At 64.7% G+C, this 19417-nt stretch carries 20 protein-coding genes and 1 riboswitch; of the genes, 10 read left to right on the top strand and 10 right to left on the bottom strand.

Going from position 1 to position 19417, the window contains the following annotated elements:
• Nucleotides 1–91: 91 nt before the first annotated feature.
• Nucleotides 92–2155 carry an excinuclease ABC subunit UvrC gene (gene uvrC / locus ABIB73_RS28750; protein ID WP_354229491.1) on the bottom strand — a complete coding sequence of 688 codons (2064 nt, stop codon included), beginning with the start codon at nucleotides 2153–2155 and terminating at the stop codon, nucleotides 92–94.
• Between the two features lie 252 nt (nucleotides 2156–2407).
• Between uvrC and ABIB73_RS28745 the strand changes: the two genes are divergently transcribed.
• Nucleotides 2408–3031, top strand: coding sequence for an outer membrane protein (locus ABIB73_RS28745; protein WP_354229489.1), 624 nt, complete (start codon nucleotides 2408–2410; stop codon nucleotides 3029–3031).
• 84 nt (nucleotides 3032–3115) lie between these two features.
• Here ABIB73_RS28745 and ABIB73_RS28740 read toward each other — a convergent pair whose 3' ends face one another.
• From ABIB73_RS28740 to ABIB73_RS28725, 4 genes are all read right to left on the bottom strand, one after another.
• The gene (locus ABIB73_RS28740; RefSeq protein WP_028176631.1) at nucleotides 3116–3331 is read right to left on the bottom strand and encodes a cold-shock protein; all 216 of its coding nucleotides are present in this window, start codon (nucleotides 3329–3331) and stop codon (nucleotides 3116–3118) included.
• 250 nt (nucleotides 3332–3581) lie between these two features.
• Nucleotides 3582–4442 carry a 23S rRNA (adenine(2030)-N(6))-methyltransferase RlmJ gene (locus tag ABIB73_RS28735; RefSeq protein ID WP_354229487.1) on the bottom strand — a complete coding sequence of 287 codons (861 nt, stop codon included), beginning with the start codon at nucleotides 4440–4442 and terminating at the stop codon, nucleotides 3582–3584.
• A 193-nt stretch (nucleotides 4443–4635) separates the two neighbouring features.
• Entirely contained in the window at nucleotides 4636–5340 is a 705-nt protein-coding gene (locus ABIB73_RS28730) for a ribonuclease T2 family protein (protein WP_354229485.1), read from the bottom strand.
• A 105-nt stretch (nucleotides 5341–5445) separates the two neighbouring features.
• Nucleotides 5446–5910: a hypothetical protein gene (locus tag ABIB73_RS28725; protein WP_354229483.1), complete on the bottom strand. Its 465-nt coding sequence runs from the start codon at nucleotides 5908–5910 to the stop codon at nucleotides 5446–5448.
• A 182-nt stretch (nucleotides 5911–6092) separates the two neighbouring features.
• Between ABIB73_RS28725 and ABIB73_RS28720 the strand changes: the two genes are divergently transcribed.
• Nucleotides 6093–6386 carry a hypothetical protein gene (locus ABIB73_RS28720; protein ID WP_354229482.1) on the top strand — a complete coding sequence of 98 codons (294 nt, stop codon included), beginning with the start codon at nucleotides 6093–6095 and terminating at the stop codon, nucleotides 6384–6386.
• Between the two features lie 54 nt (nucleotides 6387–6440).
• Entirely contained in the window at nucleotides 6441–6971 is a 531-nt protein-coding gene (locus ABIB73_RS28715) for a DUF3617 domain-containing protein (protein ID WP_354229480.1), read from the top strand.
• A gap of 156 nt (nucleotides 6972–7127) precedes the next feature.
• Here the strand turns inward: ABIB73_RS28715 and ABIB73_RS28710 are convergent, their stop codons facing one another.
• The 3 genes from ABIB73_RS28710 to ABIB73_RS28700 are packed head-to-tail and all read right to left on the bottom strand — an operon-like array spanning nucleotide 7128 to nucleotide 9805.
• Nucleotides 7128–8516 (bottom strand): ATP-binding protein, encoded by a 1389-nt coding sequence (locus ABIB73_RS28710; RefSeq protein ID WP_354229478.1) that lies wholly within the window; start codon nucleotides 8514–8516, stop codon nucleotides 7128–7130.
• An 18-nt stretch (nucleotides 8517–8534) separates the two neighbouring features.
• Nucleotides 8535–9266 (bottom strand): response regulator, encoded by a 732-nt coding sequence (locus ABIB73_RS28705; protein WP_354229476.1) that lies wholly within the window; start codon nucleotides 9264–9266, stop codon nucleotides 8535–8537.
• Nucleotides 9263–9805: a MarR family winged helix-turn-helix transcriptional regulator gene (locus tag ABIB73_RS28700; RefSeq protein WP_354229474.1), complete on the bottom strand. Its 543-nt coding sequence runs from the start codon at nucleotides 9803–9805 to the stop codon at nucleotides 9263–9265. Before ABIB73_RS28700 ends, ABIB73_RS28705 begins: the two co-directional genes overlap by 4 nt.
• 337 nt (nucleotides 9806–10142) lie before the next feature.
• On the opposite strand from ABIB73_RS28700, the gene ABIB73_RS28695 reads away from it, so the two are divergent.
• The 4 genes from ABIB73_RS28695 to ABIB73_RS28680 all read left to right on the top strand — a co-directional run bounded on the left by ABIB73_RS28695 (nucleotide 10143) and on the right by ABIB73_RS28680 (nucleotide 13927).
• Nucleotides 10143–11225 (top strand): branched-chain amino acid aminotransferase, encoded by a 1083-nt coding sequence (locus tag ABIB73_RS28695; protein ID WP_354229472.1) that lies wholly within the window; start codon nucleotides 10143–10145, stop codon nucleotides 11223–11225.
• Between the two features lie 235 nt (nucleotides 11226–11460).
• The gene (gene hisS / locus ABIB73_RS28690; protein WP_354229470.1) at nucleotides 11461–12984 is read left to right on the top strand and encodes a histidine--tRNA ligase; all 1524 of its coding nucleotides are present in this window, start codon (nucleotides 11461–11463) and stop codon (nucleotides 12982–12984) included.
• A gap of 120 nt (nucleotides 12985–13104) precedes the next feature.
• Nucleotides 13105–13338: a tautomerase family protein gene (locus tag ABIB73_RS28685; RefSeq protein ID WP_354229468.1), complete on the top strand. Its 234-nt coding sequence runs from the start codon at nucleotides 13105–13107 to the stop codon at nucleotides 13336–13338.
• 184 nt (nucleotides 13339–13522) lie between these two features.
• Entirely contained in the window at nucleotides 13523–13927 is a 405-nt protein-coding gene (locus ABIB73_RS28680; RefSeq protein WP_354229466.1) for a thioesterase family protein, read from the top strand.
• A 93-nt stretch (nucleotides 13928–14020) separates the two neighbouring features.
• Here the strand turns inward: ABIB73_RS28680 and proC are convergent, their stop codons facing one another.
• Entirely contained in the window at nucleotides 14021–14848 is an 828-nt protein-coding gene (proC, locus tag ABIB73_RS28675; RefSeq protein WP_354229464.1) for a pyrroline-5-carboxylate reductase, read from the bottom strand.
• 204 nt (nucleotides 14849–15052) lie between these two features.
• Nucleotides 15053–15553, bottom strand: a complete 501-nt coding sequence (locus ABIB73_RS28670) for a type III secretion system chaperone family protein (RefSeq protein WP_354229462.1) — start codon at nucleotides 15551–15553, stop codon at nucleotides 15053–15055.
• A gap of 411 nt (nucleotides 15554–15964) precedes the next feature.
• A riboswitch (FMN riboswitch) is annotated at nucleotides 15965–16125 on the top strand.
• Nucleotides 16126–16201: 76 nt separating this feature from the next.
• Here ABIB73_RS28670 and ABIB73_RS28665 point away from each other — a divergent pair.
• From ABIB73_RS28665 to ABIB73_RS28655, 3 genes are all read left to right on the top strand, one after another.
• A complete protein-coding gene (locus tag ABIB73_RS28665) occupies nucleotides 16202–16789 on the top strand; it encodes a 6,7-dimethyl-8-ribityllumazine synthase (protein ID WP_354229460.1) in 588 nt (195 codons plus the stop codon).
• Between the two features lie 242 nt (nucleotides 16790–17031).
• Complete coding sequence (locus ABIB73_RS28660) at nucleotides 17032–18228, top strand: MHYT domain-containing protein (RefSeq protein ID WP_354229458.1); 1197 nt, start codon at nucleotides 17032–17034, stop codon at nucleotides 18226–18228.
• Nucleotides 18229–18549: 321 nt separating this feature from the next.
• A complete protein-coding gene (locus ABIB73_RS28655) occupies nucleotides 18550–19413 on the top strand; it encodes an FAD binding domain-containing protein (protein WP_354229456.1) in 864 nt (287 codons plus the stop codon).
• Nucleotides 19414–19417: the final 4 nt, after the last annotated feature.

The raw sequence follows: 19417 nt of genomic DNA, 5'->3' as shown, positions 1-19417 counted from the left end.
CCTACCAATACCGCTGGTGCCTGAAGGTCAACCGTCCCGCTCCCAAATGGGGCGCGGGATGCGACGACCATATGACCGCGGCCCCTTTAGTTCACCCCGGCTGGGGATGGAAATAGTCGAAAATCCTGCGGGCGCTCTCGGCGCTCACCCCCGGAACCTTGCCGAGATCGGTGATCGAGGCCCGTTCGATCTCCTTCAGGGTTCCGAAATGATGCAGCAAGGCACGTTTGCGTGACGGGCCGATGCCCGGAATCTCCTGCAAACCGGCCTCGCGAATGTCTTTCTTGCGCAGCTTGCGGTGCGAGCCGATGACGAAGCGATGTGCCTCGTCCCGCAGCCGCTGGATGAAATAGAGCACGGGGTCGCGCGGCTCCAGCTTGATCGCCTCGCGCTCCGGCATGAACAGGGTCTCGCGGCCGGCATCCCGGTCCGGTCCCTTGGCGACCGACATCAGCGACACCTGGGTCAGGCCGAGGTTTGCAAAAATCTCCCGGACCGCATTGAGCTGTCCGCGGCCGCCGTCGATGACCACGAGATCCGGCCATTGCGGGAAATCGTCGTCTTTCGCCTTGGCGGCGTTGTCCTCGGGCGGATTGATCAGGCGCTTGAAACGGCGCTCCAGCACCTCGCGCATCATGCCGTAGTCGTCGCCCGGCGTAAGCCCTTCCGACTTGATGTTGAACTTGCGGTACTGATTTTTCACAAAACCGTCGGGGCCGGCGACGATCATGGCGCCGACCGCATTGGTGCCCTGGATGTGGCTGTTGTCGTAGACCTCGATGCGCTTCGGCGGATGCGGCAGGTTCAGCGTCGTGGCCATGGCGTCGAGCAGACGGCTCTGGGTCGCGGTGTCGGCGAGCTTGCGTCCAAGCGCCTCGCGCGCGTTGGTCAGCGCGTGGGTGACGAGCTCCTTCTTCTCGCCACGCTTCGGCGTGGAGACCTCGACCTTGTGGCCGGCCTTGATCGACAGCGCGTTGGCGAGCAGCTCGCTCTCCTCGATCCCGTGCGAGAGCAGGACGACCTTCGGCGGCGGCTTGTCGTCGTAGAACTGGGCGAGGAAGGAGCCAAGCACCTCTTCCGGTGTAAAGGTCTTCTCCGCGCGCGGGAAATAGGCGCGGTTGCCCCAGTTCTGGCCGGTGCGGAAGAAGAACACCTCGACGCAGGAGAAGCCGCCCTCCTGGTGGATCGCGAACACGTCGGCTTCCTCGACCGTGCGCGGATTGATGCCCTGCTGCGACTGGATCGCCGAGAGCGCGGCGAGGCGGTCGCGGTAGAGCGCCGCGCTCTCGAATTCGAGCTCGCCGGAGGCCTTCTCCATTTCGCCTGCGAGCTCCTGCTTCACCGCCTGGCTCTTGCCGGACAGGAAGTCGGTTGCCTCGCGCACCAGCGTCGTATAGCCGGGAAAGTCGATCTCGCGGGTGCAGGGGCCGGCGCAGCGGCGGATCTGGTAGAGCAGGCAGGGCCGGCTGCGGCTCTCGAAGAAGGAGTCGGTGCAGGAGCGGATCAGGAACGCGCGCTGCAGGGCAGTGATCGTGCGGTTCACGGCGCCTGCTGAAGCGAACGGGCCGAAATAGCGTCCGGGCCGGGACTGCGCGCCGCGGTGCTTCAGGATCTGCGGCGCCCAATGGTCGCCGGTGATTAGGATATAGGGAAACGACTTGTCGTCGCGCAGCTGCACGTTGAAGCGCGGCCGGAGCTGCTTGATGAGGTTGGCCTCGAGCAGCAGCGCCTCGGTCTCGGTCGTGGTCGAGACGATTTCCACGGAGACCGTGGCTGCGATCATGCGCAGGATGCGCGCCGGCTGCGGCGCACTGAGGCGCGCGTAGTTGGACAGCCGCTTTTTGACGTTCTTGGCCTTGCCGACATAGAGCACGTCGGCGTTCGCGCTGAGCATGCGATAGACGCCGGGCGAGGTGGGCGCGAGCCGCACCGCGCGCTCGATCGCCTCATGGCCGGTCGCCAGTGGGCCTTCGCCGACCGCGCCGGTCTCTTCCAGGATGTCCGGTAGCCGCGAATCGTCCTCGTCGTCGCCGCTTGCAGTCGCGGGATCGAGGTCTGGCGGCGTCAGCCCCTCTGGCGGGGCGGCCGTTGCGGTGCGGTGCGGCGATTTGGGTGCGCGCGCGTCGTCCGGATTGTCGGTGGAATCGTGAACCATGGGACGAATTTAAGCGCTGGGGATGCCGATTTGAAGTTCCGGCCATGCCGCACGCACAGGATCGCGGGCGCAGTTCCCGGTAACGCTTCCTTAAGTCTGTTAACAGCGCGGTAACGGGTCTTAACAGGCCTTTAACTTAAAACTCTCGATAAATCCTACGCGAAAAAGTCTTGGTTCCGTAACCATGCGGTTTTGCCTTGCGCGGCGGTGCAGGCATCGCAGCGGTTGCGGCAGTTGCGTTGGAGAGTACCGATGAAGAGGTTCGTTGTGGGCGCAGCCGCGTTGGTTGCAGCCGGCTGGACAGCTTCGGCAGAGGCCGCCGATCTCAATTACGGGCAGCGTGCGCCCTATACCGTCAATCAGCCGCTGAATGCCTATAGCTGGGCCGGCCCGTATCTCGGCGCCAATATCGGTTATGAATGGGGCTCGGTGAGCAACACTCCTGTGAAGCCTTCCGGCTTCGTCGGCGGCGTGCAGGCCGGCTACAATTTCCAGAACGGCCCGTGGGTGTTCGGCGTCGAGGGCGACATCCAGGCCGCCGGCGCCGACGATACCTTCGCGCCGTGGAAGTTTTCCAATCCCTGGTTCGGCACCTTGCGGGGCCGCGCCGGCTATGCCTTCAGCAATGTGCTGTTCTACGGCACCGCGGGCCTCGCCTTCGGCGAGTTGCGCGCGCAGACCTTCGGCTGGACGGAATCGCACACCACCGCTGGCTGGACCGCCGGCGTCGGCGCAGAAGTCGGTTTCGCGCCGAACTGGAGCGCGAAGCTCGAATACCTCTACATCGATCTGTCGACGAGTCAGTTCGCAATTACAGGCGTGTCAAATGGTTATAGCGCCAGCGTTGTCCGCGCAGGCGTGAACTATCACTTCTGATAGCAACAAGAAAATACCGGACTACAGCCTCCCGGCCGCTCGCGGCCGGGATTTTTTTGCGCCAGGTTTTTTGCGTGAGGCCCGCTAGGCGAGGATGACTAAATTGACCGCCTTCGGCCCCTTCCCCTTCTTGTCCGGTTCGACTTCGAATGTGATACGCTGTCCTTCGGCAAGGTCCTTCAGTCCCGCCCGCTCCACAGCGGTGATGTGAACGAAGACATCGCGACCGCCGTCATCCGGCTTGATAAAGCCGTAGCCGCGCTCGCCGTTGAAGAACTTAACCGTTCCCGTCATGGCCATCGGGAAACTCCCCCTCATTGCTCCTCCGCCGCGACGCAGACGCGCGTCGCAGCATGACCGGGCTTCACGAAGCCCGGGAGCTGGCCATCCTTGGGCAGACCATTCGGTCCGACTGGATCTTTCTTAGGCCCTCACTCCGCCGCAACCATTCGCGGAAGCGGAACGTAAAGCCAGTCACGGAAACAGCATAATACGGTTCTTTGCAGATTGACTACCGCTACTGCATCTTTTTCCCAAGAATGGCGGCGGCTTAGGGCTTTGGCACCTCCAATCGGAATCTGGCAGCGCCGCCCTGGCCGAGCGGCATCTCCAGCTCGGGCAGGATCGTCTTGAGTTCGCCTTGCAGCGTATAGGGCGGATTGACGATCAGCAGCCCGGTGGAAGTGAGAGGTGCGCCGTCAATTTGCGGCGCGGCGCTGAATTCGAGTCGCAGGCATTTTCCCGGCGGTTTTGCTGCGGCTGCAGCGCGCGTCACCAATTGCGCCAGCGCGTCGGTGGCGCGCCGGCTCTTCACCGGATACCAGATTACATAGATACCGGTCGGCCATTTCGCGAAAGCTGTGGAGAAGGCCTCACCAAGCCGTTCGAACTCGTCCTTCGCCTCGAAGGAGGGATCGATCAGGACGAGCCCGCGGCGCTCTTTCGGCGGCACGAAGGCCGGCAGCGCCACCCAGCCGTCGAGATCGACCACGCGGGCCTGTTCGTCGCGGCGCAGCACGTCGATCAGCGCCTTGCGCGCCTTCGGTTCGAGCTCGCAGGCGACGAGACGGTCCTGCGGCCGCATCAGGCCGCGCGCGATCAGCGGCGAGCCCGGATAGGCCTTGAGCTCGCCCTTCGGATTGAAGGCGCGGACGATGTCGAGATAGGGCTTCGTTAGCGCGACGGTTTCGTTCGAGAGGCGCGCCTGCATCAGCCGCGCGATCCCGGTCAGCCACTCACCACCGCGACGCGCCTCGTCACTGTCGAGATCGTAGAGACCGGCGCCCGCATGGGTGTCGATGACGCGGAAGGCGGCCGGCTTGTCCTGCAAATAGGTCAGGATGCGCGCCAACACGATGTGCTTGATGACATCGGCGAAGCTGCCGGCGTGAAAGGCGTGACGGTAGTTCATGGGAAGAGCACTACGCCACGTGACGGCTCGAGCAAAGAGGCAGGATCATGTGTCCCGGACGCGGTGCAGCGCGTAACGCTGCGCCGCTGAGCCGGGACCCAGCCTCTTATTTCGTGATAGGCCCCCGGATCAGCAGTGCACTCCGCCGCGCTTCGCGGCGCGTTGCACTGCATCCGGGGCACGAGAGCTTCCTCTACCCACCCCTGATCGGCGGCATCGTCAATTGGTCGCGGCGGCAGGCGCGGCGGTCAATCTCCTCGCAGCCGCGGAATTGCAAGTCCTTGCTGAGGCAGATGCGGACTTCGGAGAGCCGTGTCCGGTTGCAGGTGACCGAGATGGCGGCATTGCTCAAACCCGGATTGGCCTTGATGAAGGCCTCTTCGACCTCGGCCGGCGCCACGGTCTTGGCCTCCGACAGGTCGAGATATTCGGCCGGAATCTTGATAGCGGCGCGTGCTTTTCGGATCGTCTCGAAATAGTTGCGGTCGGTGAGCCCGGAGCAGGTGCCGTGCTTGTCCCATTCGTTGAAGATCAGGCCCGGCGCCGGCATCAGGTCGAGCATCGAGGAGACGATGTTGCGGTTCAGCCGCGGCGACGGCCGCTGGCAATATTCCGGAAAGCCGTTCTCATATTGCGGCCACAGGCCGTGCACCACGAAAGCGTAGGGCCGTCCGCCGCACTGGATTTGCGAGCGCCCGCCGCGTTCGGAAGCTTCCTCGCAGAACGAGGGCGACCAGGACAGCGACAACACATAGAAATCGAACTCGCCGGGCGCGTTCTGCCGCCTGTCTTGGGCTTTCGCGGCGCCGGCAAGCCCAACCAGCCCGGCGGCAAGGGGGAGGGCAAGGGTGAGCGAGATCATCAGGCGGGAGAACGAATGCAATCTGGAATGAAACATGGCGACGCCCCTCAACTAGACTGTGCAAAACAGCCTAGCAGGCGACAAGAACATTTCAAGAACAAATTTCAAGCGCCGATCGTCCGGCCGCGTGATCGGCCCGAATCAGGGCTTTGCGGCGCGGCAGGACGGGTTGTAGGCCCAGTTGCGGTCGAGCCCGACCACGCACCACTCGACGCCCTGACCGAAGCCGGCAAAGCCGCCGTCCTCGATGATCGAGAAGTGCACCTGGCGCACCTTGCCGTCGGTGAGCATGGCCTCGCCGGTGCAGTAGCGGCGTGGGATATTGTCGGATGCCCAGGGCCGAAACGCGGTCTCGTGAACGGCCGCGAAGCCCGTGATCTTCAACGACGAATTCCAGAACGAGCTTTCCTTCTCCCAGAACTGGGTGGCGATCGTCGGCAGTGCCTTGTCGCAATCGGCGACGCGGCCGTCATAACGCGGCCCGCTCAGCCAGAAATTCAGCTCCAGCGGATTGGCGGCCCTGGCCTCACCAAGCGACAGCGCCCCGAACATGAGGCCGAGCAGGGCGGCAAAGCGGAGCGATTTCAGGGAGGTCGAAGCGCGCATGGGCAATCCAGACAGCATGATCTGCGAAGGTCGGACGGTGCCGCGAAGGGCGGGGGAGGTCAAGTGCAGCGCGGCAACACTTGCCGACGAGTTGACCATAACGTCGCGGTAGGCGGCCTATCCGTTCTTTCCACCGCGGCGCCGGCACCGTAAACTGCCGCCAACCAATCGGAGTGACGGGAATGCGAATCATTGCGGCCGCGGGCCTTCTTGCCTTGGGTATGATGGCGAGCCAGTCGGCGCGCGCCGATATCCTTCCGGTGCCGCCCTTCAAGGGCAACGACACCGGTGGCATCATCGCCTATTCGCTGGCGACACAGGCTGATGCGCGGCAGGTCGCTGTCGATCACTGCGCGCAGTACGGCAAGGTGGTCAAGTTCCTCGCGGTGCAGGCCTATGAGGGCGGCTACATCTCGTTCGCCTGCCGCTGGGTGCCCTATGGCGCGGCCGACCGGCCGATCCGCACGCTTTACTGAGGCGTTTTTCGTAACACCAAGCTAACGCCAAGACATCTCAGCCGGGAGCCTCGTATGACGCGCAAGCTTGCTTTGCTCGGTTCGGCCGTTTGGCTCGTGTTGTCGGCAGGCAGCGCCAACGCCGACGATCTGCCGGTGCGCAAGGCCGGCCTGTGGGAATTGAAGATGGTCAGGAGCGGCTCCGCGATGCCGGAAATGACCATGCAGCACTGCACCGACGAGACAGTCGACAAGGAGATGAACAACAACGTCTCCCCGATGGCCAAGCAGATCTGCTCCAAGCAGGACATCACGAAGACGTCGACCGGTTATCTCAGCGATTCCGAGTGCAACGTCGCCGGCATGACCACGACCTCGCATGCCGAGATCGTTGGCGACTTCAATTCGGCCTATACCGTGAAGACCTCCTCGCACGCACAAGGCGGCCCGGCCGGCACGGCGGGGCGCGACACCACCATGACGCTCGAAGCGAAATGGCTGGGCGCGTGCAAGCCGGACCAGAAGCCCGGCGACATCGTGATGCCCGGCGGCTTCAAGATGAACGTGCGCGACGTCGACAAGCTGAAGGCGCTGCTGCCGAAGTAGGTGGCCACGTCGCCGGTGCGCTCCCTCGCCCCGTTCTTACGGGTTGGGGTGAGGGGCCTCTCTCCACACGCGCGCTCGTCGAGAGACCTGTACCTCCTCACCCGGATCGCAAGGGCGATCCGACCTCTCCCCGCAAGCGGGGCGAGGTAAGAGAAGCTACACCGGTATCCGCACGCTCGCCCGCAATCCGCCCATCGGGCTGTCACTGAGCGTGATGTCGCCGCCATGGGAGCGGGCGATGTCGCGGGCGATCGCGAGGCCGAGGCCCGTGCCGCCTTCGTCCTGGTTGCGGGCATTGTCCAGCCGCAGGAATGGCTTGAACACTTCTTCGCGCAGATGGGCGGGAATGCCCGGTCCGTCGTCGTCGACCGTGACGGTCAGATAGCGATGGTCGCGCTGGCCGGTGATGGCGATGGCTTTGCCGTAGCGCGCGGCATTGGTGACGAGGTTGGCGAGACAGCGCTTGAACGAGGCCGGCTTCACGGTGACCACGGGCAGGCCGTGGAAGGTGACAGTTGCGGTGTGGCCGTGGCGTTCGGCGTCGCTGCGCAGCTCCTCGAGCGCTTGCACCATGTCGGTCGGCTGGGCCTGCTCGCCGGAATCGCCGCGGGCAAAGGCGAGGTAGTCCTCCAGCATCATCGACATCTCGTCGACGTCCTTGCGCATGCCCTCCAGTTCGGGGCTTTCGCCGATCAGCGCAAGCTCGAGCTTGAAGCGGGTCAGGATGGTGCGCAGATCGTGGCTGACGCCGGCGAGCATCGCGGTGCGCTGCTCCATCGTGCGCTCGATGCGGGATTTCATCTCGAGGAAGGCCACCGCGGCGCGCCGCACCTCGCGCGCGCCCCGCGGTCTGAAGTTCGGAGCTTCGCGACCCTTGCCAAAGCTTTCCGCGGCGTCCGCCAGGCGCAGGATGGGCTTGATCTGGTTGCGCAGGAACAGCACCGCGACGATCAGCAGGATCGAGGACGTTCCGACCATCCAGAATAGAAAAATCTCCGAGTTCGAGGCATAGGCGGCGCTGCGCTGCGCGAACACGCGCATCACGGCGTCATCGAGCTGGATGCGAATCTCGACGAGGTTGGAGCGGCCGACCGTGTCGATCCAGAAGGAGCGCCCGATCTGGCGGCCGAGCTGCACCGACAGCGTCTGGTCGAGCAGCGAGAAGAACGGCTTTGGTCCGGGCGGCGGCATGTCGCCTGCGGGGAGGAAGTCCACCACGAGCCCCAGGCGCTGCTGCGCGATGCGGCGGATCAGATCGCGGTCCTTGTCCTGCGGGTAGCCCTTGTAGACGTCGATCAGCGCGGCGATGTCCTGCACCACCGCGGCCGACAAGTGACGCGTCACCGTGTTCCAGTGCCGCTCCATGAACACGAAGGCGACGACCGATTGCAGGATCACCATCGGCACGATCATGATCAGCAGCGCACGGGCATAGAGGCCGGTCGGCATCCAGCCCTTGAACGCGTTGCCCATCCAGCCATTGGCGGCGGAGACGCGCCCAGCGGCGCTTCGCAGCAGCGTCAGGCCGGTATCGATCGTGCTCATCAGTTGCGCTTCACTGCTTTATGGCGAGGCCACCAGCCGGTAGCCGATGCCACGCACCGCCTGGAGGAACAGGGGATTGGCGGGGTCGTTCTCGATCTTGCGCCGCAGCCGGTTGATCTGCACGTCGACGGCGCGTTCGTTGACGCTGCCGTTGCCGGTCAGCGCGCTGCGCGGCACGGTCTCGCCTGGTGTCTCCGAGAGGATCCGCAGCATCTCGCGCTCGCGGTCGGTGAGGTGAATGACCTCCTCGCCCTGGCGCAACTCGCCGCGATCGAGATGGTAGATGTAGGGACCGAACGCGATCTTCTCCACGGTTGCGGCCTGCGGCGGCGGCGCGGCGCGCTTGAGGATGTTGTTGATGCGCAGCGCAAGCTCGCGCGGCTCGAACGGCTTTGCCACGTAATCGTCGGCGCCGATCTGAAGGCCCTCGATGCGGGCTTCGGCTTCATGGCGCGCCGTCAGCATCACGATCGGCACCGATGAGGACGTCCGGATGAAGCGGGCAAGATCGAAGCCGGTCTCCCCGGGCATCATGACGTCGAGGATGAGCAAGTCGAAATGCAGGCCCAAAAGCTTTGAACGCGCATCACCGGCGCTTGAAGCCGTGGTGACGCGATAGCCTTCACTGGCGAGGAAGCGCGACAAGAGATCGCGGATACGGCGGTCGTCGTCGACCAGCAGCAGATGCGGGGCATCGTCGGCCGGTTGCGCCGGCGGGCGGGCGAGCGTGGCAGCGAGCGGCACAGTCACTCCTTTGCGTCTTGATTGATGGTGGCGAAGATCGTCTCCAGCACCTTGTCCGGATCGTCGCGATCGATCATCGCGCGCAGGAAGCGCTTGACGGTTTCGGCATCCTGCGGCGCCATCTCGGCGAGAGCCTTGGTGATCCGCGTGGTCTGGAGGCCGGCGAGCTTCTGCACCAGCGCCTCGCCCTTCGGCGTCGCATAGAGCAGGCGCTGGCGGCGGTCATTGTCGCCGGTCTTCTGCACGATGTAGCCCTCGTCCAGCAGCTGCTTGAGCACGCGGCCGAGCGACTGCTTGGTGATACGCAGGACGTCGAGCAGGTCGGCGACCTTCAGGCCGGGATAGCGGTAGACGAAGTGCATGACCCGGTGGTGGGCCCGGCCGAAGCCGAAAGCCTCCAGCTCCTGGTCGGGATCGCCGACGAAATCGCGATAGGCGAAGAACAGCAGCTCGATGATATCCCAGCGCAAATTGCTTCCTTCGGGCGCGGTCGGCTTGGGCTCGGCAGCGTCATGAGAGGGAGTCGCGAAATTTATGTCAGGCATATTGACGTATCTTGGGTTCAATGTTACAAAACGATCAACCCGTACGAAACTTTAGATCGTTTCGCAGCGGGTGGCATTTCCAAGGGCGGCCGGAGAGAGCCGGACAGGCGGCAACGGCCGGATCAGATCTACCGTGCGATTGTCGAGCGGCATTTCGGCAAAACATACTGGACTTCCGCCTTCCGCAAAAGCATGTCCTCGACGGCATGCTGGCCACGGAAACCGGCCGTAACAAGGCTGGCGGTGGTCCGGCCAGAACTCTAATCAAGCCAGCCGGGCCCGAAACGGGCAGGTGGGCGCCAGAACAGCGCCGCCATCGGCAGCGGGAGCCAAGGACATGAGCATGACATTCGACATCCAGCCCGCATCCAATCCGACACCCGAGAAGGACCGGGTCGCCAAGCTCGTTGACCCCGGCTTCGGCCGGGTCTTCACCGATCACATGGCAGTGGTCCGCTATAACCAGGCCAAGGGCGGCTGGTATGAGGCGCGTATCGAGGCACGCGCCAATTTCCAGCTCGATCCGGCCGGCGCTGTCCTGCACTACGCGCAGGAGATTTTCGAGGGCCTCAAGGCCTACAAGCGCGACGATGGCGGCGTGAACCTGTTCCGCCCCGACGCCAATGCGCGGCGCTTCAAGGACTCGGCCGACCGCATGGCGATGGCGCAGATCCCCGAAGACGTCTTCATCGAGGCGGTCGAGCAGGTGGTGCGCATCGACCGCGCCTGGATGCCGGGCGGCGAGGGCAGCCTTTATCTGCGGCCCTTCATGATCGCGAGCGAGACCTTCCTCGGCGTCAAGCCGTCGTCCGAATACATCTTTGCGGTGATCGCTTCGCCGGTCGGCTCCTATTTCAAGGGCGGGCCTGCACCGGTGTCGATCTGGGTGTCGGAGAACTACACGCGCGCCGCGGTCGGCGGCACCGGCGCCGTCAAGTGCGGCGGCAATTATGCCGCGAGCCTGCGCGCGCAGGCCGAGGCGATCCAGCACGGCTGCGACCAGGTCGTCTTCCTCGACGCGATCGAGCGCCGCTATGTCGAGGAGCTCGGCGGCATGAACGTGTTCTTCGTGTTCGACGACGGCTCGCTGTCGACGCCGCCGCTAGGCACGATTTTGCCGGGCATCACCCGCGATTCCATCATCGCGCTTGCCAGGGACGCCGGCAAGACGGTGCGCGAGGAGCCATACTCGATCGACCAATGGCGCAAGGATGCCGCGAGCGGCAAGCTGAAGGAAGCCTTCGCCTGCGGCACTGCCGCCGTGATCTCGCCGATCGGCAAGGTGCGCTCGGTGAGCGGCGACTTCGAGATCAGCGGCGGCGCCGCCGGCCCCGTCGCCATGGGCCTGCGCAAGCAGCTCGTCGACATCCAGTACGGCCGCACCAACGATCCGCACAACTGGATCAAAAAGGTGATTTGATTGGCTGTTGTGTGAGGTGCGCATGCTCTCTCGCTCCCTCGCCCCGCCCTTGCGGGGAGAGGGTGGGGTGAGGGGCTCTTCGATCCGCAAGTTCCGAATTCGCGACGGGCAGCGTGCCATGCCCCTCACCCGAAATTCGCGATCGCGAATTTCGACCTCTCCCCGCAGAAGGGCGGGGAGAGGTTAGGAAGCCGCGGCGCTTGCCGCCCGGGGCATGCGCTGATACGAACCGCGCATGGCCGAAAAACTCAAAAAACCCCAGAAACTGAAGGCGCGGTTGCCGCGCGGGCTCGAGGATCGCGATCCCGCCGCGATCCGGGCGACGCGCGAGATGGTCGAGAAGATCCGCGCCGTTTACGAGCTCTACGGGTTCGAGCCGGTGGAAACGCCGGCGATGGAATATACCGATGCGCTCGGCAAATTCCTGCCCGACCAGGATCGTCCGAATGAGGGCGTGTTCTCGTTCCAGGATGACGACGAGCAGTGGATCTCGCTCCGCTACGATTTGACCGCGCCGCTCGCGCGCTACGTCGGCGAGCGTTACGGGACCGACGGTCTTGTCTTGCCCTATCGCAGCTATCGCGTCGGCTACGTGTTCCGCAACGAGAAGCCCGGCCCCGGCCGCTTCCGCCAGTTCATGCAGTTCGACGCGGATACGGTCGGCTCGGCGACGCCGGCGGCGGATGCCGAGATCTGCATGATGGCTGCGGATACGATGGAGGCGCTTGGCGTCCAGCGTGGCCAGTACTTGGTAAAGATCAACAACCGCAAGATCCTTGATGGGGTGTTGGAGGCATGCGGCCTTAAGGGTGAAGAGAGTGCAGGCCGGCGACTGACAGTTCTTCGCGCGATCGACAAGCTTGATCGGCTTGGCATCGATGGCGTGAAATTGTTGCTCGGGGATGGTCGCTGGGACGGTGGAGAAGAGGGTAAAGGCGATTTTACGCCAGGTGCAAAGCTGCCGCCGAAGGCAATACAAATCGTGCTCGACTACATAACGTCTACTGGCGAAGATGCGGCCGAAAAACTTGATCGGGTTCGAAAATCGATTGAGCAGGTTGGCGGCGACACGAGCGGTACGTCTGAGCTGACGCAGGTCCTCTATATCTGCGATCAGGCCGGCTATTCGAAAGAACAAATCGCTTATGACCCCTCCGTGGTGCGCGGCCTCGAATACTACACCGGCCCTGTCTACGAGGTCGAACTCCTGCTCGACACCAAGGACGAAAAAGGCCGCCCCGTGCGCTTCGGCTCCGTCGGCGGTGGCGGACGCTATGACGGCCTCGTCTCGCGCTTCCGCGGCGAGCCGGTGCCGGCGACCGGTTTCTCGATTGGCGTATCGCGGCTTCAGGCCGCGCTGACGCTGCTCGGCAAGCTCGACACGCGGCCCGAATTCGGCCCCGTCGTCGTCACCGTGTTCGACCGCGATCGCGTCGCCGACTATCAGAGGATGGTCGCGTCCTTGCGCACCGCGGGCATCCGCGCCGAACTCTATCTCGGCAATCCCAAGAACATGGGCAACCAGCTCAAATATGCCGACCGCCGCAACGCGCCCTGCGTCATCATCCAGGGCTCCGATGAAAAGGCGCGCGGCGAGGTGCAGATCAAGGACCTGATCGAAGGCGCGAAGGCGGCCGCTGCGATTGCCTCCAACCAGGAATGGCGCGAGAGCCGCCCGGCGCAATTCTCGTGCAGCGAAGCCGACCTCGTCGCAAAAGTGCGTGAAGTCCTGGCGCGCCATGACGTAACGTGGGGATAGCCATTCCGGCAGGCCGTCATGCCCGGGCTTGTCCCGGGCATCCACGTCTTGTTTGATAGGAAAGCACGTGGATGGCCGGGATCCGGCTAAGCCAAGGCTTCGCCGGACAAGCAAGTCCGGTTGTTACGGAAGAACCAGAGGGAGAACACAATGCCTGAGATCACCGTCAGCATGGCCGTGGGCCGCACCGATGAACAGAAGGCCGGCATGATGCGCGACATCACCCAGGCACTGGTGAAGAATCTCGGCGTCGATGCCGACGCCGTCGTCATCCAGATCAACGAAGCTCCGCTCGCCCACAAGATGAAGGGCGGCAAGACGTTCGTGGAGCGCGCGGCGGCGGCGAAGAAGTAGTCGCTGCTGGCGCGGCAATAACAACCGTCGTCCCGGCGAAGGCCGGGACCCATAACCACAGGGAGTGGTTATCTGGCGAAGCGGTAACTCCGAGTCCCCGTAACCACGACTTCCTGTGGTTATGGGTCCCGGATCAGCGCTCACTGCGTTCGCTGGTCCGGGACGACATCGTGTGTGAGGGACGATGGACGCACGCGACTTCATCAAGGTCGGCATGAGCGCCGAGCGCACGCTGGTGGTGCCGGTGGAGCGCACGGTCGGGCATTTCGTGCCGGGCATGCCGTTTGTCTATGCGACACCGATGATGATCCTGGAGATGGAGATGACGTCGGGCGATGCGATCCGCTCTGCGCTTCAGGCGGGCTGGGTCACCGTCGGCACCGAGGTCGACATCCGCCATCTCGCAGCAGCCCTGGTCGGTGCGTCGGTGCGGACCACGGCGAAAGTGGTTGCGGTCGAGCGCCGGGTCATCCGCTTCGAGGTCGAGGCGTTCGAGGGCACGCGCAAGCTCGGCGAAGGCCGCCACGCGCGCGGTCTGGTCAATGTCGCGATGTTCAACAAGCGGCTGGGAGCAGGCTCGAAATCGTAGGGTGGGCAAAGGCGCGAAGCGCCGTGCCCACCATGTCTCCGCATGTGCTACGGATAGTGGGCACGCTTCGCTTTGCCCACCCTACGCATCGCGCTACTTCGCCAATTCCCTCGACCGCTGCGTCGCAGCCGCGATGGCGCGGATCATCAACTCGCGCAGGCCCGGCTCGCCCATCAGCACGCCGAGGGCTGCGGCGGTGGTGCCGCCGGGCGAGGTGACATTCTGGCGCAGCGTGCCGGAGGGCAGCTCCGATTGATGCAGAAGCTCGCCGGAGCCGGCGACCGTCTCGCGCGCGAGCTTGGTCGCCAGCGCCTCGGGCAATCCCGCTTCGACGCCGGCGCGCGCGAGTTCTTCGGCGAGCAGGAACACATAGGCCGGGCCCGAGCCGGACACGGCGGTCACCGCGTCCATCAGGCTTTCATCGTCGACCCATTCCACCGAGCCGGTGGCACGCAGCAGCGCGTCGGCGACCGCGCGTTGCTGCGCGCTGACATTGTTCGCCGCGACCGCCACCGTGATGCCGCGGCCGATCGCGGCCGGCGTGTTCGGCATCGCCCGCACCACGGCGCCGCCGCAGACCTCTTGAAGCGACGCGATCGTGGTTCCCGCCATGATCGACACCACCGAGGTCTTGTCCGAGACGAACGGCTTCAGCTTGGCGCCGGCCTCGCGGAAATATTGCGGCTTCACCGCGACGACCAGCGTCTCGACTATGCCGGCCGTCGTCACATCGGGATTGAGCGCAACGCCTTTGGCGGCAAGTGCGCTGATCTCTGGCGAGAGGTACGGCTCGACCACCACGACCCGGCGCGGATCGAGTCCGCCGGCCAGCCATCCGGTCAGCATCGCGCCACCCATCTTGCCGGCGCCGGCGAGCAGGATGGTGCCGGTGATGTTTTGGAGAGCGCTGTTGTTTGCCATAGCCGTTGCCACAAAATCAGTGTCGTCCCGGCGAAGGCCGGGACCCATAACCACAGGCGGTTCTAGTGGATGGAGGCGTTGGCAACAAGCGGCGTGCCACACGGGGCATCACGCGGTATGGGTCCCGGATCTGCGCTTCGCTTGTCCGGGACGACGGTGAGGAGAGAGTCGTGGCTTCCTCACCGCGTTGGGAGGTGGCGTGCCTTACGCCTCGCCCACCGTATCGAACATCGCCGCGTCCATTGCGTCCGTCGTGCTCTTGCCTGCCCACACCACGAACTGGAACGCCGGAAAATAGCGCTCGCTGGCGTGGATGGCGCCGGCGAGCATCGCTTCGCATTGCGCGGTCGACGCAGTCAGGCCGCCCGGCAGCACCAACGCCTGGCGGTGCATGATCATCCCGGTATTGGTCCACAGGTCGAAATGCCCGACCCACAATTGCTCGTTGATCGCGGCAACCAGCCGCTGCACTTCGCCTCTGCGCGCGACCGGAATCTTCATGTCGAACGCGCAGGCCAGATGCAATGCCTCGATCTCGCCCATCCAGGTGAAGGAGAGCTGATAGTCGGTCCATTGTCCCTTCGAGACAATCGTGAGTTCGTCTTCGCCGGAGCGTTCGAACGGCCAGTTGTTGCTGGCAGCGATATCCTCGACCACCGCAAGCGGGTGATTTCGGGAGTCGATGGTGCCTTCGAGCAGGGACATGCCGTCTCGACCTCTTGCCTTTTTGTTGTCTTTGATACGCACGCGGTTGGTCCGGCGCGCGCTCCCTTAATATCGCTAAGGCGATCCACTAGGAGTCGCTATTGCGATCCCGGGATCAGCGCGGGCTTGTCGCGGATCAACTGATGTGATTTGCGGAATCTGCGCAACCGGGTCCGGAGTCCGTCCACAACCTCGATCCAGCTCGTCCACAGCTCATCTCGGACACAATTATTAATTTGAGAACAAATCGGAATCGGATCGAGCCGCCCGTGTGTCCAATCGTTAATTCCGCCCGGCGAGGGCCGAACCGCCATGGCGGCATGGGACCATGCGGATTCCCCATGCGGAACACGCTTGCTGTGGCCGCGGACCGGCGTCATATTTCCGGTCAGGCCGTTCATCCCGGACGGCCGATGTTCTCAGGGCGGGGTGAAAGTCCCCACCGGCGGTAAGGGCTCCAAAAGCCCAAGCCCGCGAGCGCCTCCCCCAAGGGATGTTCCTGAAGGGAAGGGTCAGCAGATTCGGTGCAACTCCGAAGCCGACGGTTAAAGTCCGGATGAAAGAGAACGGTCGGTGGCAGACGCATCGCAGGATGCGGCTGCTTGTCGTTCCGTGTGCCCTGATTCTGGTCCTTAACTGAGGAAAGCCATGAATCAGATGTTGCAAGATCCCCAAGTCCAAACTTCCCAAGTCGAAACTTCCCAAGTCGAAACTTCTGAAGTCACCCAACCGCCGGTTCCGCAGGATCCGGCGCCCGAGCATCCGCGCTTTGCAAAACCGCAGCGGGTGGCGTTCGTGCAGGCCTGCTGGCACCGCGACGTGGTCGCGGAGGCCCGCATCGCCTTCATCAGGGAGGCGGAAGCGCGCCACCTCACCCATGTCGATGTGTTCGAGGTGCCGGGCTCGTTCGAGATCCCGCTGCATGCGCAGATCCTCGCCAAGACGCGACGCTACACCGCGATCGTCGCGGCCGGCCTCGTCGTCGACGGCGGCATCTATCGCCACGAGTTCGTCGCCGACACCGTGATCAAGGCGCTGATGGATGTGCAACTGCGCACCGAGGTGCCGGTGTTCTCGGCCGTGCTGACGCCGCAGCAATTCCACGAGACCGAGGTGCACTACGATTTCTTCCGGAGGCACTTTGCGATCAAGGGCGTCGAGGTCGCGGCGGCCTGTGCGGAGACGTTGCTCGGCCTGGAGCGCCTGCGCGGCCAGGTCGCGGCGGGAATTGTGTAAGCGATCACAACGACTCCATCTCCTCATCCCGAGGAGCGCGTCAGCGCGTCTCGAGGGATGAAGGCCACAGTCGGGCCTCATGGTTCGAGACGGCGCTTGCGCGTCTCCTCACCATGAGGGTCCGGCAGTACCGGACTTGTAGCCGTCCGCTCACACGCCGCTGATTGTCAATCCCGCCGCCGTCCCTATAAAGTCGGCGGCGGGAGGAGGCCGCTCCGTGGAGACGGGCGGCCGACAAGATCATGTTCGAAGGACACGATCCCTATCTCGTCGCGCTCTCTGTGGCGATCGCGAGCCTGGGTGGCTATACCGGCTTTGCGCTTGCGGCTCGCATCCGCAACACGCCCGGCGTCAGCAACCGCGTGTTGCTCGCGGGTGCGGCGGCGTTTCTGGCCGTCGGCATCTGGACCATGCATTTCGTCGGCATGCTGGCCGCGCCGCTGCCGCCGGACACGGTCTATCTCGTCCTGCCCACCATCATCTCGTTCCTGATCTGCGCGCTGGTGGTCGGCATCTCGCTGTTCTTCGTCTCGATCGGTGATCCCTCATTAAAGAGGGTGGCCTCGTCGGCCGTGCTGCTCGGTGTCGGCATCGCCAGCATGCATTATGTCGGAATCCATGGTCTCGCCGGTCCCTTTGGCATCGTGCATGACCGCTCGATGGTGCTGCTGTCGGTGCTGGTTGCGATCGTCACGGCCTATGGCGGCCTGCGCGCCTTCCTGGCGCAGCAGGAGGGCGTTCGCCTGATCGTCAGCTCGGTCGTCTTCGGCGTGGCTGTTTCGGGCATGCATTACACGGCGATGCTGGGCATGCATTTCGAGCCGCTGACGGGCGCGGCGCACCACCATGTCGGCGGCGGCCTTGCCGCGTCGCAGCAAATCCTGTCGATCGTCGTGGCCGTGCTGTGCTTCGTCATAGCGGCCGGCTTCCTGCTCTCGCTGGTGCCGGATTCGCGGCGGCAGGTGCAGGCCTCCGTTGCCGTTGATGCAGTCTCGCCCTCGGTCGCGCCGGCCATCGCAGAACCGGTTGCCGCCACATCGCCGCGTCCGGTCGGCCCGCTCGGTGGCCTCGGCCAGCCGCCGCGTGCGCCGGCGCCACGGCTGCCGGTCGAGGGCGCCGACGGCACGCACTTTATCGAGACAGCCAATGTGCGCAGCGTCCGGGCAGATGCGCACTACACTCGCGTCCACGACGGCACGCGCGAGCGGATGTGCCCGTGGTCGATCTCGGAGGCCGAGGCGCAGCTCGATCCCTCGCTGTTCCTGCGGGTCCACCGCAGCCATATCGTCGCCATCCCCCATGTCGCGCTGGTCCGCAAAGAGGGCGACGGTGCCGTGCTCGAGCTCGACGGCCCTTCGCCGCACCGGGTGCCGGTGAGCCGGGCCAAGATCGCCGAGGTGAAGGCGCGGCTGGGGCTGGCGAACCGGCGGCACGCGTAACGCTCCGACCGCGCGGCAAGTGCGCTCCCTCTCCCGCTTGCGGGGGAGGGCTGGGGTGGGGTGTTTCCGCAACGGGACCGCCCCTTTCTGGAGAGAGCCCCCACCCGGCGCTTCGCGCCGACCTCCCCCGCAAGCGCGAGAGGTTGCAGCGAGATCGCGGCTCTTACGTCGCCGCCCCTGACGCAATTCGTGCGTTCCCCGCCGCAACTCGTGCGAAATCCGCTGTTCCGTGCCCGAATGATTGCGGGCGGCCCCGCCGGGAGTGACCGTCCCCTCCAACGTCCGTGCCGTCACGCGCAAAGGACGACGAGGAGGAGACCAATGATCCCGGGCTCATTCAGCTATCACCGGCCGGCGAGTGTCGCCGATGCCGTCAAGCTCTTGTCAGACCTCGGCGAGGATGCGCGGCCGCTGGCCGGCGGGCACAGCCTGGTGCCGATGATGAAGCTCCGGCTCGCCAGCCCCGCCCATCTGATCGATTTGCACGGCATCGCGAACCTTAGGGGCATCCGCCGCGACGGCGACAACCTCGTCATCGGCGCGATGACGACCCAGCACGATCTGCTGGCCTCCGACGAGATCGCCAGATCGGCGCCGATCCTGCACGAGACGGCGCTGCTGATCGCCGATCCGCAGGTGCGCTACCGCGGCACGATCGGCGGCAACGTCGCCAATGGCGATCCCGGCAACGACATGCCGGCGCTGATGATGACGCTGGGGGCGAGCTATCGCCTCGAAGGCCCAAGCGGCTCCCGCGACGTGCCGGCGGTTGACTTCTACCAGGGTGCCTACTTCACGGCGCTGGAACCTGGCGAGATCCTCACCTCCGTCTCGTTCCCGGCGCCGGCGGCCGGCCACGGCTACGCCTACGAAAAACTCAAGCGCAAGGTCGGCGACTACGCGACCGCTGCGGCCGCCGTCGTGCTGACCATGGCGGGCGGCAAGGTCGCGACCTGCACGATCGGCCTCACCAATGTCCACGAAACGCCGCTGCTCGCCACCGATGCCGCCAACGCCGTGATCGGTACCAGCCTGGACGCTGCAACGCTGAAGAAGGCGGCCGCGGCAGCCGAAGCGATCATGGCGCCGGCGGCCGATGCACGCGGGCCCGTCGAATACCGAAAACATGTCGGCGGCATCATGGTGACCCGCGCGCTTCAGCGCGCCGCCGGCCGCGCGAAATAAGGGA

The organism is Bradyrhizobium sp. F1.4.3 (genome assembly GCF_040548375.1).
In the GTDB taxonomy this organism is placed as follows: domain Bacteria; phylum Pseudomonadota; class Alphaproteobacteria; order Rhizobiales; family Xanthobacteraceae; genus Bradyrhizobium.
This window is presented reverse-complemented; position numbering and strand designations above follow the sequence as displayed.

What these genes read in the sequence shown, in the direction of transcription:
- ABIB73_RS28655 (WP_354229456.1), top strand. Translation starts at nt 18,550, where the DNA reads ATGATCCCGGGCTCATTCAGCTATCACCGGCCGGCGAGTGTCGCCGAT.
- uvrC (WP_354229491.1), bottom strand. Translation starts at nt 2,155, where the DNA reads ATGGTTCACGATTCCACCGACAATCCGGACGACGCGCGCGCACCCAAA.
- ABIB73_RS28715 (WP_354229480.1), top strand. Translation starts at nt 6,441, where the DNA reads ATGACGCGCAAGCTTGCTTTGCTCGGTTCGGCCGTTTGGCTCGTGTTG.
- ABIB73_RS28665 (WP_354229460.1), top strand. Translation starts at nt 16,202, where the DNA reads ATGAATCAGATGTTGCAAGATCCCCAAGTCCAAACTTCCCAAGTCGAA.
- ABIB73_RS28670 (WP_354229462.1), bottom strand. Translation starts at nt 15,553, where the DNA reads ATGTCCCTGCTCGAAGGCACCATCGACTCCCGAAATCACCCGCTTGCG.
- ABIB73_RS28710 (WP_354229478.1), bottom strand. Translation starts at nt 8,516, where the DNA reads ATGAGCACGATCGATACCGGCCTGACGCTGCTGCGAAGCGCCGCTGGG.
- ABIB73_RS28740 (WP_028176631.1), bottom strand. Translation starts at nt 3,331, where the DNA reads ATGGCCATGACGGGAACGGTTAAGTTCTTCAACGGCGAGCGCGGCTAC.
- ABIB73_RS28730 (WP_354229485.1), bottom strand. Translation starts at nt 5,340, where the DNA reads ATGTTTCATTCCAGATTGCATTCGTTCTCCCGCCTGATGATCTCGCTC.
- ABIB73_RS28720 (WP_354229482.1), top strand. Translation starts at nt 6,093, where the DNA reads ATGCGAATCATTGCGGCCGCGGGCCTTCTTGCCTTGGGTATGATGGCG.
- ABIB73_RS28745 (WP_354229489.1), top strand. Translation starts at nt 2,408, where the DNA reads ATGAAGAGGTTCGTTGTGGGCGCAGCCGCGTTGGTTGCAGCCGGCTGG.
- ABIB73_RS28700 (WP_354229474.1), bottom strand. Translation starts at nt 9,805, where the DNA reads ATGCCTGACATAAATTTCGCGACTCCCTCTCATGACGCTGCCGAGCCC.
- hisS (WP_354229470.1), top strand. Translation starts at nt 11,461, where the DNA reads ATGGCCGAAAAACTCAAAAAACCCCAGAAACTGAAGGCGCGGTTGCCG.
- ABIB73_RS28695 (WP_354229472.1), top strand. Translation starts at nt 10,143, where the DNA reads ATGAGCATGACATTCGACATCCAGCCCGCATCCAATCCGACACCCGAG.
- proC (WP_354229464.1), bottom strand. Translation starts at nt 14,848, where the DNA reads ATGGCAAACAACAGCGCTCTCCAAAACATCACCGGCACCATCCTGCTC.
- ABIB73_RS28735 (WP_354229487.1), bottom strand. Translation starts at nt 4,442, where the DNA reads ATGAACTACCGTCACGCCTTTCACGCCGGCAGCTTCGCCGATGTCATC.
- ABIB73_RS28725 (WP_354229483.1), bottom strand. Translation starts at nt 5,910, where the DNA reads ATGCGCGCTTCGACCTCCCTGAAATCGCTCCGCTTTGCCGCCCTGCTC.
- ABIB73_RS28680 (WP_354229466.1), top strand. Translation starts at nt 13,523, where the DNA reads ATGGACGCACGCGACTTCATCAAGGTCGGCATGAGCGCCGAGCGCACG.
- ABIB73_RS28660 (WP_354229458.1), top strand. Translation starts at nt 17,032, where the DNA reads ATGTTCGAAGGACACGATCCCTATCTCGTCGCGCTCTCTGTGGCGATC.